This window comes from Actinoplanes sp. NBRC 101535 (assembly GCF_030269225.1).
Taxonomy (GTDB): domain Bacteria; phylum Actinomycetota; class Actinomycetes; order Mycobacteriales; family Micromonosporaceae; genus Actinoplanes; species Actinoplanes rectilineatus.
Map to the genome: position 1 here is coordinate 34,099 of NZ_BSSY01000021.1, position 15,195 is coordinate 49,293.

A 15,195-nucleotide genomic window follows, 5' to 3' on the forward strand; every position below is an offset into this window, starting at 1 on the left:
GGGGCAGAGACCGCGATCGGATCAGCGTTCGCAGTCCGTCCGGCGGTCGGTGTCCTCGCCGTAGCACCAGTCGCCGGCACTGCCGTTCGGGCCGCCGTCGAGGAGGTCCAACGCTGACGGCGCGGACCAACCGTTCAGGAAGTCGTCACCGGCCTCGCCGTAGATCTGGTCCACGCCGTCGCCGCCGGTCAGTTTGTCGTCACCCTCGCCGCCGCGGATGACGTCATCACCGAAGTAGCCGTTGATGTCATTGGCTGCCGCGTTGCCGGTCAGGCGGTCGGCGCCCCGGCCACCGAAGATGTTCTCGACGTCGGTGCGGACCGTGTCGTGTTCGCCGGCGGCGCCGTCATCGCGGCCGGCACCGTCCAGGTCGACGGTGATCGGCTTCGTGTACCCGCTGTAGGACGCCGTGTCGGAGCCCGTGCCGCCGGAGAGCACGTCGGCGTAGAGTTTTCCGGTACCCGAGTCGCCGCTCAGGAAGTCGTCGCCGGCCTCGCCGTACAACGTGTCCTGGCCGGCCTCGCCGTTCAGGCCGTCGCCGCCGCCGCGGCCGTACAGGATGTCGTCGCCGGAGCCACCGTAGAGCCCGTCGCCGAGCGGGCCACCGATGATCGTGTCCGGGCCGCTGCCGCCTTCCGCGTGCATGTCGGAGCCGGTCTTGTTGGTGATGCGGTCCTTACGGTCGTACGTGTAGACCAGCACGGTCGTCGGTTTGTGCTTGAGCTTGCACGTAACCTTGGTCTTGTCGCCCTTGACCGCCTTGCAACCCTTGCCCGCCTTGATGGCGACGACGTCGTCGACGATCGTCGTCAGGCCCTTGGTGCTCAGCACCACCTTGTTCTGCACGCCCTTGGCCGCCTTGTAGACCACCCGGGTGCCCCACATCGTCGACACGACGCCCTTGGCTGCGGCCTCGGCCGGGGTGGCGAGCAACCCGGCCGACACCGTCGCCAGCACGGTCAGACCCACCCCGGCTTTCCAGGATGTACGTAACAACGTCACTCCCCCGTCCCATCGTCGTTCACGCGCGCACGGTAGCGGGGGTGCGCAACCGGTCAGCGGAAGCGGTACGCCGCCGCGGGATGGTCGTCGTGGACGCGGGTGACGCCGGGGCCGTAGAAGGTCTCGCGCAGGGACGCGCCCTCGTACTCGGTCCGCACCAGACCCCGGCGCTGCAACTCCGGGACGGCCAGGTCGACGAAGTCGCGGAAGGTGACCGGCGGGACGGGGTCGGCGATGTTGAAGCCGTCCACGCCGGACTCCTGCTGCCAGCGTTCCAGTTCGTCGGCGACCGTCGACGGGCTGCCGACGATCACCGGGCCGCCGCCGCCCACACCGACGAACTCGGCGATCGCGCGCGGGGTCCACGTGCGGTTCGGGTCGAGGGTGGTGAACAGTTCGACCATGCCGCGGATGCCGTCGGTCTCCACGTATTCCAGGGGTTTGTCCAGGTCCAGCGCGGACAGGTCGATGTGCATCAGGGCGCTCCAGCGGGCCAGCGCGCCTTCGATGCTCGCGTACCGCTGGTAGTCGGCGAGTTTGGCCCGCGCCTCGGCGTCGGTCTCGGCGACGATGACGGTGGCGATGGCGAACGTCTTCACCGACTGCGGGTTCCGTCCGGCGGACGCCGCGGCGGCGTGGACGCCGTCGACCAGGGTCTTGGCCATCGTCGGCAGGTAGGCGGAGAGGAACACGCCCTCGGCGTGCCGTCCGGCGAACGCCTGACCGACCCGCGAGGTCCCGGCCTGGTAGAGCACCGGCGTGCGCAGGATGCCCGGTTCGGACAGGGCGATGCCCGGCACCTGGTAGTACTTCCCCCGGTGCTCGATCGGCCGCACCCGGGACGGGTCCACGAACAGGTCACCGGAGGCGACCACGGCGTCGTCGGCCCAGCTGCCCTCCCACAGCTTGTAGACGACGTCCATGAACTCCTCGGCTTTCGCGTACCGCTCGTCGTGCGGCAGCTGCCGGTCCAGTCCGAGGTTGCGGGCCGCGCTGTCCAGCGCCGACGTGACGATGTTCCAGCCGATCCGGCCGTTCGTCAGGTGGTCGAGGGTGGTCATCTTGCGGGCGAACGCGTAGGGCAGCTCGTACGTCGACGACACGGTCACCGCGAACCCGAGGTGTTCGGTCGCGGCGGCCATCGCGCTGATCGGCAGCAGCGGGTCGTCGGTGGGGGTCTGGATGCCGTCGCGCAGTGCCGCGTCCACACTGCCCTGGTAGACGTCGAGGGGGCCGAGGGCGTCGGCGACGAACAGCGCGTCGAACCGGCCGCGTTCCAGGATCTGCGCGGTCTCCACCCAGTAGGGCAGGTCCCGGTACCGGTGGGCCTGACTGTCCGGGTGCCGCCACAGGCCGATCGCGGTGTGCCCGACGGTGGACTGTCGCAGCCCGTTCAGACGGATGGTGCTCATGGTTGATTCCCCGGTTCCCGGTTCTCGATGATCAGTGTGGCGTTCTCGCGGACCTGCTCGGCCGCGTAGAACGCGTCCTCGTGCCGCGCCCACCGTTCCCAGTGCGGCTGATAGGTCGCTCCGTCCCGGGCCAGGGCGCGTCGCCTGCGCATCGCGGTGGGGCTCTCCACCCAGACAACCCCGCAGGTGTACGCCCGGAGCACCCGTGCACCGGCTCCCACGCCTTCGACGACCAGCCAGTCGGCGTCCGGTACCGGATGGTCCTCGGCGTAGTGCCCGGCCGCCCAGTCCCAGCGTCGCCACACCGCCGGGCGGCCGTCCCGCAGCGGGGCGAGGACCCGGTCGTGCAGTTCGCTGACGCCGCGGTCCAGGCCGTCCCATCCGGCGTACAGGTCGTCCATGTGGATCAGGGGCGCGTCCAGTCGTGCGGCGACGGCCCCGGCGAGGGTCGTCTTGCCCGACCCGGACCGTCCTTCGACGGCGAGCACCCGGCGCGGGCCGGCCGACGGCTGGCGGTCCGCGGACCAGGTCAGCACCCGGTCGACGGCGTCCGCGAGCCAGACGTCGGCGCTCACGAGCGGAACAGCACCCGGGTGGGGGTGATCCGCAGGACCACCCGGTCGGCCTCCTCGGCGGCGTCGGTCACCACGTGGTCGGCGCCGGTGTAGCGCCGGGCCAGCTCGTCGACCAGCGCGTGCGCGTCCTCGCCGGTGACCTGGGCGGTGCCGCGGATCTCGGCGTAGCACACCGGGGACCGCCGGTCGTAGACCAGCACGGTGACCCGGGGGTCCCGCGCGATGTTGCGGACCTTGCGGCGCCCGCCCTTGGTGGCCATCACCACCTCCTCGCCGTCGCGCCCGGCCCACATCACCGACGACTGGATCGTCCCGTCGGGGTCCGTGGTGGACAGCACCGCGAACTCGGGCCGGTCGAGCAGTTCCCGGACCTCGGCGGGCAGCGTGAGTTCCAGCGGGAGCGACGCGTCGGCCGACCACTCCTCCAGCGAGCCGTCGTAGAGGGCGACGTCCTCGCGGCCGAGCGACCGCAGGGCCAGGCCGAGCAGGGTCGCCGAGATGCCGCCACCGCAGTAGAGCCAGATCGGTGCCGGGTCGTCGAGGAGGTCCCCGAGCACGGCCCGCAACTCCGGTTCGGGCCGGAACCGCCCGGCACTGTCGAGCAGGGTCCGCGCGGGCAGGTTGCCGGTGCCCGGGATGTGCCCACGACGGGAATACCTCGTCGGGACATCCCCGGCGTAGGAGGCCGGGTCCAGCGCGCACAGCACGGTGGCCTGGTGCTCGCCGGCCGTCCACGCCTCCAGGTCCGCCCGGCCGATCCATCGCCCGTCCCGTGGCTCGATGGTCAGAGGGCCGGTGACGGCGGCGGATTCCGCCCCGGACACGACCGGATGTCCCTCGGCCTGCCAGGCGGCGAGGCCGCCGTCCAGGACGTGGGCCTCGATGCCCAACCAGTCAAGCAGCCACCAGAGCCGGGACGCCCAGATGCCGCCGGCCCGGTCGTAGACCACCACCGGAACGCCGTCCCGGACCCCGAGTTCCACCAGCGCGGCGGCCAGCGTCTCCGGGGACGGGTGGGCGAAGTGGAACGCCGCCGACGGGTCGCTCAGGGCGACCAGCAGGTCGGCGTGCCGGGAGCCGGGGATGTGCGCCCGCTCCCAGCCGGGACGGCCGGACGCCGACGTGTGGTCGCCGTCGTACGCCGGTTTCGCCAGCTCGACCGTCGCGTCGAGGATCGTGACGGGACCGTGCTCACGGCGTACCCCCAAGGCTGCGGGACCGAGGAACGACGTTGTCATCGCGGCAGCGCCCCGACCCCGGCGGCGTCCGCGGCGATCGCCTGCCGCCAGTCGAAGTCCGCCGGCAGGATGCCGTTGCCGGCGAGCCACGACGTGTACGGCGTCATCAGTTCCTCGCGGATCGAGCCCCAGGTGTCGCCGTGCCACCAGGTCGGCGCGATCAGTTCGAGGGAGCGGGCGAGGATGCCGCGCGGGAAGTACGGGATCACCCGGTCCATGACCTCGAGTGTGCCCGCCGGATCGTCGGTGGCGGACCGGTATCCGCGCGCGGTGACCTCGAGGAAGGTGCGCAGCAGACCGGGGTCGGTGAGCGCGGGGCCGGTGCCGAGCAGATAGCTGTGGTACGGCGGTGCGCCGATCTCGTCGACCGGCCAGACGATCCGCTGCTCGCCGGGGAGCTGGGCGAAGAGCGCGTCCCACGCCCAGTAGCCGCCGAAGGTCGCGTCGACCACACCGTCGGCGATGTCGTCGACGCTCAGTTCGCGGTATCCGCTGTCGACGAGTTCGACCGCGTCCGGGTCGCCGCCGTCCGCCGCGACCAGGTGCCGGACCATCGCGACGCCACGTGGGGTGGGGTTCAGGGCGAGGCGCTTGCCGGCCAGGTCACGCGGGCGTTCGATGCCGCGGCCGACGACGCTCTGGATGGTCTCCATGCCCCGGTGGTTGATCGAGGCGACGCCGGTGACCGGCTGGCCGGCGGCGCTGCGCACCAGGAGCCGGTTGGTCGGGAAGACGCCGAGGTGCACCTCGCCGCGGACCAGGTGTTCCAGGGTGTCGCCGCGCAGCGAGTCGAAGACGGTGAGTTCGACGTCCAGTCCGGCATCGCGGTACCAGCCCTGGCGGCTGGCGACGTAGAGGCCGGCCGCGTTGGTCCACGGGTGGAAGTACTCGAGCATCACGCGCACGTGGGTGAGGGTCATCGGGGGCTACCTGTCAGGAGATCGGTGAGGCGGCGGCGGAGTTTGACGAACTCGGGGTCGTCGACCACCTCGTCGCGGCGGGGACGGCCGAACGGCACGGTGATCCGTTCCAGGACGGTGGCCGGGCGGCGGGTGAAGACGTAGACGGTGTCGGAGAGCAGCAGCGCCTCTTCGATGTTGTGCGTGACGAAGAGGATGGCCCGCCGGTCGGCCTCCCAGATGTCGAGCAGCCAGCGGTGCATCTCGGTGCGGGTCATCGCGTCCAGTGCGCTGAACGGCTCGTCCAGGCAGAGCAGTTCCTGCTCGGCGAGCAGCGCCCGGAGGAACGCGACACGCTGCTGCATGCCGCCGGAGAGCTGATGGGGGTACGCCGTGGCGAAGTCCTCCAGGCCGACCCGCGCCAGCCACTCGCGCGCCTGGGCCCGGTCTACCTTCTTCCGGCTGATCTCCCGGGCCAGGACCACGTTGTCCTGGATGGTGCGCCACGGCATCAGGGCGGGCTGCTGCGGCATGTAGCCGATCCGCCCACGTCGGCCGACCGACGGCTCCCCGTTGATGGCGATCTGGCCGGCGGACGGGGTGAGCAGGCCGCCGATCAGGTGGAACAGGGTGCTCTTGCCGCTGCCGGAGGGCCCGACGACGGAGACGAACTCGCCCTTGCCGACGGTCAGGTCGATTCCCTCGAGGACCTGGAGGTCACCGAAGCTGTGGTCCAGCGCCTGGACGGTCAAGGCATGCTCAGGCACGGCGGCGCCCCTTCACGGTCAGTCTCTCCAGGAGCACGACGAGGCCGAAGACGACGAGGGCGAGCGCCACCACGATCGCGATGGCGACGAACATCCGGTCGGCGCGGAACGCCGACTTCTGGATGATCATGTAGCGGCCGATGCCCTCCTCGCTGCCCAGCCACTCCGAGATGATCGCGCCGAAGACGCTGTAGGTGGCGGCGATCTTCAGGCCGGAGAACATCGTGGGCAGCGCGTGCGGCCACTGCAGTTTGGTGAACAGCTGCCGCCGGTTCGCGCCGCTCATCAGCATGTAGTCGGCGATCAGGGCGTCGCTGCGGCTCAGCCCGTCCAGGGTGGCGACCGCGATCGGGAAGAAGCAGACCAGCACGATCACCACGAGTTTCGGGGCGATGCCGAAGCCGAGCCAGATCACCAGCAGCGGAGCGAGCGCGATGATCGGCACGTTCTGGCTGATCACCAACAGCGGGTAGACGGCCGAGCGCACCACCGGCAGCAGGTGCAGGACGACCGCGACGAGCAGGCCGGTGGCGACCCCGAGGCCGAAGCCGTAGAGCATCAGTTCGGCGGTGGCCAGGGTGTGCGTGGTGAGCGCCGCGCGCTGCTCGACCGCGGCCTGCCAGATGCCGGCCGGGCTGGGCAGCAGCCAGGCGTCGATGCCGGAGAGCGTGGTGTAGAGCTGCCACCCGGCGATCAGCGCGATGACGGTGATCGCCGGGGGCAGCGCCGTCCTCACCTTCATGCGGACGGCAGGAACTCGTTGGTGAACGCCTTGGTGCCGTCGACCTGGGTGGTCAGCACCTTCTGCTGGTAGAGCCAGTCGGAGAACCCGGTCCAGATCTCGCTCTTCTGCTCGCCCCAGCGCGCGGCGTCGTCCTGGTAACGGGGGCTGAGCCACTCCTGGCTCTTCTTCACCAGGTCGGCGTCCAGGTCGGGGGCGGCCTCGAGCAGGATGTCCGCCGACTCACCGGCGTTCTTCGCGGCGTACGTGTACCCCTCGGAGACCGCCGCGGTGAAGTTCTTGACCAGGTCGGCGTCGCCGGAGACGCGCTTCTCGTTGGTGATCAGGATCGGGGTGTAGAAGTCGAGCGCCGGGTCGTAGTCCTTGACGTACTGGATGTTCACCGGCTCACCGCGCAGTTCGGCCTCGATGCCGGTCCAGCCGTAGAAGATCCACTCGAAGTCGATGCCCTTCTTGGTGGCCGCGAAGAAGTCCGCGTCGCCGACGTTCACGCTCTTGACCGTGGACGGGTCGCCGCCGTCGGCCTGCACGACCGCCTTGAGCAGCGGATCCTCGATCGGGCCGCCCCAGCCGCCGTACGTCTTGCCGGCGTACTGGGCGGGGCGGGTCAGGTTGCGGTCCTTCGGCGAGGCGAAGCCGGAGGTGTTGTGCTGGATGACCGCGGCGATCGAGACCAGCGGCGCGCCCTCGGCACGGGCCGTGGTGAGCGCCTCCTGGGCGCTGATCGCAAACGGGATCTTGTCGGCGGCGACCAGGGCGGCCGGGTCGGCGTCACCGGGCTGGACGATCTCCACCTCCAGGCCGTGCGCGGCGAAGAAGCCCTTCTCCTGCGCGACGTAGAGCCCGGTGTGGTTGGTGTTCGGCGTCCAGTCCAGGGCGATCTGGACCTTGGTCAGGGCTTCGCCCCTCGCGCCGGTGGCCGGTTCGTCACCGTTGCCGCAGGCGGCCGTGGCGAGGGCGACGGAGGCGGCGGCAAGGGTGGCGAGGGCGCGGCGCCGGGTGATCGCGTTATGCATGGGGACTTCCATTGCGGTCGAAGAAGATCTTGAGTGATCCGCAACGTACGTGTCCCGCGGAGAGGGCCACCAGAGTTAAGTGACCGGCATTACATACCTTTCCCACATGTCAGACTTAGTTCATAGGAATACTCGTGCTCCCCTCAGATTTCCGGGAGACCTGCCGATCTGGTGTGAACTGCGAGAACGGCGCTGAAGCGACGCATCGGGACGTCCGGGACGCCCTGCCAGTCACGTGCGTCACAAACTCCGGGCTTATAACGAAAACACGAGCCGCCGTTATCGAAACCACAGGTCGGCCACAGGAATCTAGGCGAGAGTCCGTGATCACCGGCCCTGCGCAGTGTCGGCCCCGCCCCGCCGGATCCCCCGCTCGTTGATCGCCATCGTCATGTTCATGTAATTCCCCGGTCTTCAACCCGGGGAAAGCTGAACGCGCCGCCCGCCCTCGCCTTACATGAAAAGCCCAGGAGTATCCGGCTTTGGAACCTGATAACAGCAGCGCTGTCAGCATCGTCATCCCGACCCACAGCGAGAAGCGGTGGGCCTCGCTCAGCCGCACCATCGCATCCGCCCTGAACCAGACGCTGCCCGCCGACGAGGTGGTCGTCGTCGTCGACCACAACCCCTCGATGGCCGCCCGGGTCAAGCAGGAGTTCACCGGCGTGACGGTGCTGGAGAACGCGTACGCGCGCGGCGCCTCGGGCAACCGCAACACCGGCGCCTTCCACACCCGGACCCCGTTCATCGCGTTCCTCGACGACGACACCGTGGCCAGCCCGGCATGGCTGGCCGAGCAGGTCGTGCCGTTCGAGGACCCGGCCGTGGTCGGCACCGGCGGCGGGATCATCCCGGCGTGGGAAGGCCCGCGCCCGACCTGGTGGCCGGACGAGCTGCTCTGGGCGGTCGGCGTCTCGTACACCGGCATGCCGACCAGCACCTCGCCGATCCGCAACGTCTGGTCCGCCAACATGATCGTGCGCCGGGACGCGTTCCTGGCGGTCGGCGGGTTCCGCACCGGATTCGGCAAGCTGGGCGACCAGAACCGCCCCGAGGACACCGAGCTGTGCCTGCGGATGAGCGCGGTCAACAACGGCCACTGGGTGTACGTCCCGCACGCCACCATCGACCACGAGGTCCCGGCGGCACGCTCGACGTTCGGCTTCCTGATCAAGCGGTGCTACGCCGAGGGCCGGGGCAAGGTGCAGATGGCCGCCTTCATGCCGAAGGACCAGGAGCTGGGCACCGAGAAGGACTACCTGCGGCGCACCCTGCCCCGCGCGGTGGCCCGCAACCTCGGCCAGGCCGGCACCGGCCAGGGCATGGTGCACGCCGCCCGCGCCGGCGCCGTGGTGGCCGCCGTCTTCGCCGCCGCCTTCGGCGGCGGCGTGGAGACCGTCGCCGGCATCTTCGAGAACAACACCGCCGCCTCTCCGGATACCGCCGCCTGACGCTTTTCATGGAGAAGGGCCCGGCAGCGCTGCTGCCGGGCTCTTCTGCTCCATGCAGGGATCGCGTGGTAAAGCTGGACACGTTTCGTGGTCAGGGTGCGAAGCCCATCCGCGTGGTGATTTCGGGCGCGCTGGACGCCCGAAGTCACCACACCCGTGGCGGTGTGGTGAATACGGGCGCGCTGGACGCCCCAAATCACCACACCCGTGGCGGTGTGGAGAATACGGGCGCGCTCGACGCCCCAAATCACCACACCCCTGGCGGTGTGGAGAATACGGGCGCGCTCGACGCCCCAAATCACCACACCCCTGGCGGTGTGGTGAATACGGGCGCGCTGAGCGCCCGAAATCACCACAGAGGCAGACCCTGACTGCGAAAGGGTGTCTAGCGCCGCTCCAGGCGGACGACGACCCACTTCGAGGTGGGGGTCCCGCTCTCCTCGGCCTGCGAATCGAGCGGCACCAGGGGGTTCGTCTCCGGGTAGTACGCGGCGACACAGCCCTTCGGGGTGTCGTACTCGACCAGGCGGAACTGGTCGGCGCGGCGGGTCAGGCCGTCCTCCCACTCGGAGACCAGGTCGACGATCTCGCCGTTGTCGAAGCCCAGCTCGTCCAGGTCGGCCTTGCTGATGAAGACCACCCGGCGGCCCGAGTAGACGCCGCGGTACCGGTCGTCGAGGCCGTAGATGGTGGTGTTGAACTGGTCGTGGCTGCGCAGGCTCTGCAGCACGAGCCGGCCCTCCGGCACGGTCATCACCTCGAGCGGGCTGACCGTGAAGACGCCCTTGCCCTCCTGCGTCGGGAAGGTGCGGGAGTCCCGCGGCGGGTGCGGCATGGTGAACCCACCGTTATTGATCTTGTTGGCGTAGTCGTCGCAGCCCGGCACGACCCGCCCGATCCGCTCCCGGATCCGCTCGTAGTCCTCGGCGAACTCACCCCACGGGATGTCCAGTTCCTCGCCCAGGGCGGCGTCCGCGATGTTGCACAGGATGTCGACCTCGGAACGCAGCAGCGTGCCGATCGGCTCGGACCGGCCGCGGGAGGCGTGCACCGCGGACATCGAGTCCTCCACGGTGATCCGCTGGGTGCGCCCGCCGGTCTCGTCCTTCTCGGTCCGGCCCAGGGTCGGCAGGATCAGCGCGGTCCGGCCGGCCTCGATGTGGCTGCGGTTGAGCTTGGTGGAGATCTGCACGGTCAGTTCCGCGCCGCGCATCGCCTTCGCGGTGACCTCGGTGTCCGACATCGCGGCCACGAAGTTGCCGCCGAGGGCGATGAAGACCTTCGCCTTGCCGTCCCGGAAGGCGCGCACCGCGTCGGCGGCGTCGTGACCGTGCTCGCGCGGCGGCTCGAAGCCGAACTCGTCACGCAGCCGGTCCAGGAACAGCGCCGGCGGCTTCTCCCAGATGCCCATGCTCCGGTCGCCCTGCACGTTGGAGTGCCCACGAACCGGGCAGAGGCCGGCACCCGGCTTGCCGATCATGCCCTGGAACAGGGCGATGTTGACGAACTCCTTGATCGTGGCGACCGAGTTGCGGTGCTGGGTGATGCCCATCGCCCAGCAGTGAACGATCCGCTTCGAGGTGGCCATCATGTCGGCTGCCTCCTCGATCTGCTCCCAGGCCAGACCGGTCGCGGCGAGGATCGCGTCCCGGTCGATCTCGGCCAGGCTCTCGGCCCAGTCCTCGAAGCCGACGGTCTGCGCCTCGATGAACTCGCGGTCCGCGACCGAACCCGGGTCGGCCTCCTCCTTCTTCAGCAGGAGATGGCCGATGGCCTGCCAGAGGGCGAGGTCACCGTTCGAGCGGATCTGCAGCAGCTTGTCGGCCAGGCCGGTGCCCTTGCCGACCACGCCGCGGGCGTTCTGCGGGTTCTGGAAGCGCAGCAGGCCGGCCTCGGGCAACGGGTTGATCGCCAGGATCTTGGCGCCGTCCCGCTTGGCCACCTCGAGCGCGGTGAGCATGCGCGGGTGGTTGGTGCCCGGGTTCTGGCCGGAGACCACGATCAGATCGGCCTTGTGCAGGTCCTCCAGGGTGACCGAGCCCTTGCCGACACCGATCGTGCGGATCAGCGCGACACCGGTCGACTCGTGACACATGTTGGAGCAGTCCGGCAGGTTGTTCGTCCCGTACGCCCGAGCGAGGAGCTGGTAGACGAACGCGGCCTCGTTGCTGGCCCGGCCGGAGGTGTAGAAGACCGCCTCGTGCGGCGACGCCAGACCGGACAGGTGCTCACCGATCAGCGCGAACGACTCGGCCCAGGAGATCGGCTCGTAGTGCGTGCCACCCGGGCGGCGCACCATCGGGTGGGTCAGCCGGCCCTGCTTCTCCAGCCAGTAGTCGGTCTGCCCGGCGAGGCTCTCGATCGAGTTCTCGGCGAAGAAGACCGGGCCGACGGTGTCGCGGGTGCCCTCCCAGGAGACGGCCTTGGCGCCGTTCTCGCAGAACTCGGCGGCGTGCCGGTGGCCGGCCGGATCGGGCCAGGCGCAACTCATGCAGTCGACGCCGTTGTGCTGGTTGAGCGTGCGCAGGTTGCGGACCGTCTTGCGGACGCCCATCTTCTGCACGGCGTTGGTGAGACTGAGCCGGACGGCTTTGACACCGGCGGCGTGATCAGCAGGCTGCCCGACCCGCAGGTTGGCCTCTTCCTCATCGAGTGGCGGCGAAGAAGACATCCCGACCTCCCAGGTTCAGGTCTTGTGCGGTTTACGTGACGGACCTCTGACTCTGGCGTGATGATCTTTGCCGCGACAGCATCCGTCCTGCCGAGCCTGCCCTGTGTAAGCCGGTATAGGCAAGTTTCGTTAAGAAGTTGTGCCGTGTCCGCGCAGGTCGGCGAGCACCGAGGCGGGCGGCCAGCCGTCCACCCGGTAGCGCGCCGGAGCCAGCAGCGGCTCCGGCCTCAGATGGAGATATTCCTCCACCGTCTGCCACGAAACCCGGAACTCGATTCCGGATCCGGGACTGGCGAACGCCACCGAGTCGGCCCGCGGCAGCAGGGTGCTCACGCCGTCGACCCAGGTGGCGATGGTCTCGGCCGGACCGCCGTCGGACGGCTCGACCGCGATCAGCCGGCCGACGTGCACGTCGACGCCGGCCTTCTCGTACTCCTCGGCCAGCCAGTCGGTCTGATTCGAGTACTCGGTCAGGGCCAGCACCGCGGCGGCACGGCACGCGGCCATGTGATCCGGATGGCCGGCCTGCGGCGTGTACGGCACCGCGCCACCACCCGGGCCGGCGACGTACCCGACCGGCGAGAGATAGCGCACCGCCTCCTGGAAGTGTTGCTCGACCAGGCCGTACAGATGATGGGCGCCCTCGTCCGGCAGCGGCGCGATCAGCAACGTGTTGTTGTCCGGCGCGAACGCCAGCACCGGGCTGCCCATCTTCTCCCCCACGTCGGCCAGCCAGCCGGGGCTCAGCAGCAACGAGGTGAAGTAGCCGTCACCGTCGTCGAGCATCCGGATCACGCTCGGACCGCCGGGCCAGCGCTGCTCCAGGGACCGGCGGGCGATCCGGGACAGGTTCTCCCGGGCGGCGTCGAACACCTCCTCGGCGGCGACACCCCACTCCTCCAGACGGTCCGGTATCACGTAGGACATCGCGTCCGGGGCGTCGACCACCACCAGCTCCCGCAGGAACGGCATCGCCGGGCGCGACAGCGGCGGGCGCATCCCGACCGGTCCGGCCACCCCGAACGTCACCGGGCGCACCACCGGGCGCAGCTTGCCGCGGACGGTCTCCCAGGTGTCCTCCGGCGGCGGCGACGCCATCAGCCGGATCAGCTTGGCCAGCCGCTCCCGGCGTTCCTCCGGCCCGGCCGAGGCGGTCTCCCGGAAGACGTTGGAGAGGTAGAGGTGGGCGGGCCCGCCCCCGCCGGTGCGGTGGATCGCGATGGCGAAGTCGTCCGGCTGGTAGACCGCGCGCTCCACCCCCGGTGTCGCCCGGGCCACCCGGAGGGCCAGCTGGGCGAACCGGCGCTCCGGTGAGCCGAGGAACCTGTCCAGCAATCCCATTGCTGGACCCTAGCCCACCCGATCCGATGATCAAGAGCGTCCGGGTGCGATCCCGGCGCCGACCGCTTCCTCCTCGTCCACCAGGCGGGTGGCGATGTTGCCGAGAGCCTGGTCGAGCAGGGCACGGTCACCGGGCTCGGTCATGGCGAAGTCCTCCAGATGGGTGTCGAGCCACTGCCGCCAGGCCTCCCGGACCCGGTCGAACTGCTCCTCACCGGCGTCGGTCAGGCGTACCTCGTCACCGTCCTGGCGGGCGTACCCGGCGGCGCAGAGTTCGGCGAACGCCGGTTCCAGCACCTCGGCCGGGATCCGGTGCAGCCGGGCGATGTCCGCGACGCCGGCCCGGCCCCGGGCCTGGGTGTGCAGGTGGGTCTGCCCGACCGCCCACGCCTGGGCGTGGTTGAGCGTGGTGCCGGAGCCGGCGAGCACCCCCTCGATGAGCGACGGATCGCGGTGCGCCTTGCGCATGGTGTCGCTGATCGCGCGTTCGAGTCGGGTGACCCGGTCGTCCGGGACCGGCGGGGCGAAACCCTCGCCCACGTCCGGGGCGGCGGCCCGGGCGCTGTCGCGCAGCGGGAGCTCCTTGAGCAGCCAGGCGATCAGGAAGCCGAGGAACGCGACCGGCACGACCCAGCGGAAGACGTAGTTGATCGCGTCGGCGTACGCGGCGATCACCGGGGCGGCGACGGCCGGGTCGGTGGCGTCCAGCGCCTCCGGGGAGAGGGCGGCCTCGGGCGAGATCCCGGAGGCGGTGATCGCCGCGGCCAGTTTCGGCTGCAGGTGGTTGCTGTAGAGGGTGCCGAACACGGCCGTGCCGAACGAGCTGCCGAGCGTACGGAAGAAGGTCACCCCGGAGGTGGCGGTCCCGAGGTCGCTGTACGGCACGGTGTTCTGCACGACGATGGTGAGCACCTGCATGGACAGGCCGATGCCGGCGCCGAGCACGAACATGTAGAACGACTCCAGCGCGGTGCTGGTGCCCGGTCCCATGGTCGACATCAGGTACAGCCCCAGGGTGAGCACCGCCCCGCCCGCGATCGGGAACATCTTGTACCGGCCGGTGCGGCTGACCACGTTGCCGGAGAGGATCGAGCAGAGGAAGAGCCCGGCGACCATCGGCAGGGTGCGGACCCCGGATCCGGTGGCGGTGACACCGTCCACATACTGCAGATAGGTGGGCAGGAACGTCATCGCGCCGAGCATCGCGAAGCCGACGATGAAGGCCAGCGTGGAGCAGACCGTGAAGACCGAGTTGCGGAACAGGCGCATCGGCAGCATCGGTTCGGGGGCCCGCAGTTCGACGAGGACGAACGCGGTGAACAGGGCCACCGAGCCGGCGAACAGGCCGATGATGACGGCGGAGTCCCAGGCGTACTCGTTGCCGCCCCACTCCAGGGCCAGGATGACGCTCGTCGCGCCGGAGGCCACCAGCGCGATGCCGAGGTAGTCGACGACCGGCTTGGCGCCGGAACGGATCGACGGGATGGCCCGGGCCGCCATGGCGATCACCACGACCGCGATCGGCACGTTGATGTAGAACGCCCAGCGCCAGCTCAGGTGGTCGGTGAACAGTCCACCGAGGGTGGGCCCGACGACCGTGGTGATGCCGAAGACCGCGCCGAGCGCGCCCTGGTACCGGCCCCGGTCGCGCAGCGGGATGACGTCGGCGATCAGCGCCATCGCGGTGACCATCAGGCCGCCGCCGCCGATGCCCTGGACCGCGCGGGCGGCCACCAGCATCGCCATGTCCTGGGCGACGCCGCAGACCGCCGAGCCGGCCACGAAGACGATCGCGCTGACCTGGAAGACCAGTTTGCGGCCGAACAGGTCGCCGAACTTGCCGGCCAGCACGGTGGCCACCGTCTCGGCCAGCAGGTACGCGGTGACCACCCAGGACATGTGCCCGGCACCGCCGAGGTCGACGACGATCGTCGGCAGCGCGGTCGAGACGATGGTCTGGTCGAGGGCGGCGAGCAGCATGCCGAGCAGGATCGCGGTGAAGACGACGTTGATCTGTCTCCGGCTGAGCATCGCCGGTGCGGTGGCCGACATACCTGAAGAGTTTTCTGGAATGACCGCCT

At 70.0% G+C, this 15,195-nt stretch carries 12 protein-coding genes; 1 reads left to right on the top strand and 11 read right to left on the bottom strand.

Annotated elements, in window-relative coordinates; genetic code table 11:
* Positions 1–21: 21 nt before the first annotated feature.
* Genes QSK32_RS38250 through QSK32_RS38285 form a run of 8 tightly spaced genes read right to left on the bottom strand, consistent with a single transcriptional unit; the run spans position 22 to position 7,651 of the window.
* Positions 22–996, bottom strand: coding sequence for a calcium-binding protein (locus QSK32_RS38250; RefSeq protein WP_157410647.1), 975 nt, complete (start codon positions 994–996; stop codon positions 22–24).
* 59 nt (positions 997–1,055) lie between these two features.
* Complete coding sequence (locus QSK32_RS38255) at positions 1,056–2,414, bottom strand: LLM class flavin-dependent oxidoreductase (RefSeq protein WP_285474685.1); 1,359 nt, start codon at positions 2,412–2,414, stop codon at positions 1,056–1,058.
* Positions 2,411–2,989: a nucleoside/nucleotide kinase family protein gene (locus QSK32_RS38260; protein WP_052720015.1), complete on the bottom strand. Its 579-nt coding sequence runs from the start codon at positions 2,987–2,989 to the stop codon at positions 2,411–2,413. The genes QSK32_RS38255 and QSK32_RS38260 overlap by 4 nt, the downstream gene beginning before the upstream one ends.
* Entirely contained in the window at positions 2,986–4,227 is a 1,242-nt protein-coding gene (locus QSK32_RS38265; protein WP_285474686.1) for a TIGR03618 family F420-dependent PPOX class oxidoreductase, read from the bottom strand. Before QSK32_RS38265 ends, QSK32_RS38260 begins: the two co-directional genes overlap by 4 nt.
* Positions 4,224–5,147 carry an ABC transporter substrate-binding protein gene (locus tag QSK32_RS38270; protein ID WP_285474687.1) on the bottom strand — a complete coding sequence of 308 codons (924 nt, stop codon included), beginning with the start codon at positions 5,145–5,147 and terminating at the stop codon, positions 4,224–4,226. The genes QSK32_RS38265 and QSK32_RS38270 overlap by 4 nt, the downstream gene beginning before the upstream one ends.
* The gene (locus tag QSK32_RS38275) at positions 5,144–5,893 is read right to left on the bottom strand and encodes an ABC transporter ATP-binding protein (RefSeq protein WP_045739516.1); all 750 of its coding nucleotides are present in this window, start codon (positions 5,891–5,893) and stop codon (positions 5,144–5,146) included. The genes QSK32_RS38270 and QSK32_RS38275 overlap by 4 nt, the downstream gene beginning before the upstream one ends.
* Positions 5,886–6,635: an ABC transporter permease gene (locus QSK32_RS38280; RefSeq protein WP_045739515.1), complete on the bottom strand. Its 750-nt coding sequence runs from the start codon at positions 6,633–6,635 to the stop codon at positions 5,886–5,888. The genes QSK32_RS38275 and QSK32_RS38280 overlap by 8 nt, the downstream gene beginning before the upstream one ends.
* Positions 6,632–7,651: an ABC transporter substrate-binding protein gene (locus QSK32_RS38285; protein ID WP_285474688.1), complete on the bottom strand. Its 1,020-nt coding sequence runs from the start codon at positions 7,649–7,651 to the stop codon at positions 6,632–6,634. Before QSK32_RS38285 ends, QSK32_RS38280 begins: the two co-directional genes overlap by 4 nt.
* Positions 7,652–8,133: 482 nt before the next feature.
* Between QSK32_RS38285 and QSK32_RS38290 the strand changes: the two genes are divergently transcribed.
* Positions 8,134–9,102 (top strand): glycosyltransferase family 2 protein, encoded by a 969-nt coding sequence (locus QSK32_RS38290; protein ID WP_285474689.1) that lies wholly within the window; start codon positions 8,134–8,136, stop codon positions 9,100–9,102.
* Positions 9,103–9,487: 385 nt separating this feature from the next.
* Here QSK32_RS38290 and QSK32_RS38295 read toward each other — a convergent pair whose 3' ends face one another.
* From QSK32_RS38295 to QSK32_RS38305, 3 genes are all read right to left on the bottom strand, one after another.
* The gene (locus QSK32_RS38295) at positions 9,488–11,773 is read right to left on the bottom strand and encodes an FdhF/YdeP family oxidoreductase (protein WP_045745610.1); all 2,286 of its coding nucleotides are present in this window, start codon (positions 11,771–11,773) and stop codon (positions 9,488–9,490) included.
* Positions 11,774–11,902: 129 nt separating this feature from the next.
* A complete protein-coding gene (locus QSK32_RS38300; RefSeq protein WP_045745611.1) occupies positions 11,903–13,114 on the bottom strand; it encodes a DUF1444 domain-containing protein in 1,212 nt (403 codons plus the stop codon).
* Between the two features lie 30 nt (positions 13,115–13,144).
* Positions 13,145–15,166, bottom strand: a complete 2,022-nt coding sequence (locus tag QSK32_RS38305; RefSeq protein WP_285474690.1) for an MDR family MFS transporter — start codon at positions 15,164–15,166, stop codon at positions 13,145–13,147.
* Positions 15,167–15,195: the final 29 nt, after the last annotated feature.

What these genes read in the sequence shown, in the direction of transcription:
- QSK32_RS38255 (WP_285474685.1), bottom strand. Translation starts at nt 2,414, where the DNA reads ATGAGCACCATCCGTCTGAACGGGCTGCGACAGTCCACCGTCGGGCAC.
- QSK32_RS38265 (WP_285474686.1), bottom strand. Translation starts at nt 4,227, where the DNA reads ATGACAACGTCGTTCCTCGGTCCCGCAGCCTTGGGGGTACGCCGTGAG.
- QSK32_RS38270 (WP_285474687.1), bottom strand. Translation starts at nt 5,147, where the DNA reads ATGACCCTCACCCACGTGCGCGTGATGCTCGAGTACTTCCACCCGTGG.
- QSK32_RS38280 (WP_045739515.1), bottom strand. Translation starts at nt 6,635, where the DNA reads ATGAAGGTGAGGACGGCGCTGCCCCCGGCGATCACCGTCATCGCGCTG.
- QSK32_RS38285 (WP_285474688.1), bottom strand. Translation starts at nt 7,651, where the DNA reads ATGCATAACGCGATCACCCGGCGCCGCGCCCTCGCCACCCTTGCCGCC.
- QSK32_RS38295 (WP_045745610.1), bottom strand. Translation starts at nt 11,773, where the DNA reads ATGTCTTCTTCGCCGCCACTCGATGAGGAAGAGGCCAACCTGCGGGTC.
- QSK32_RS38300 (WP_045745611.1), bottom strand. Translation starts at nt 13,114, where the DNA reads ATGGGATTGCTGGACAGGTTCCTCGGCTCACCGGAGCGCCGGTTCGCC.
- QSK32_RS38305 (WP_285474690.1), bottom strand. Translation starts at nt 15,166, where the DNA reads ATGTCGGCCACCGCACCGGCGATGCTCAGCCGGAGACAGATCAACGTC.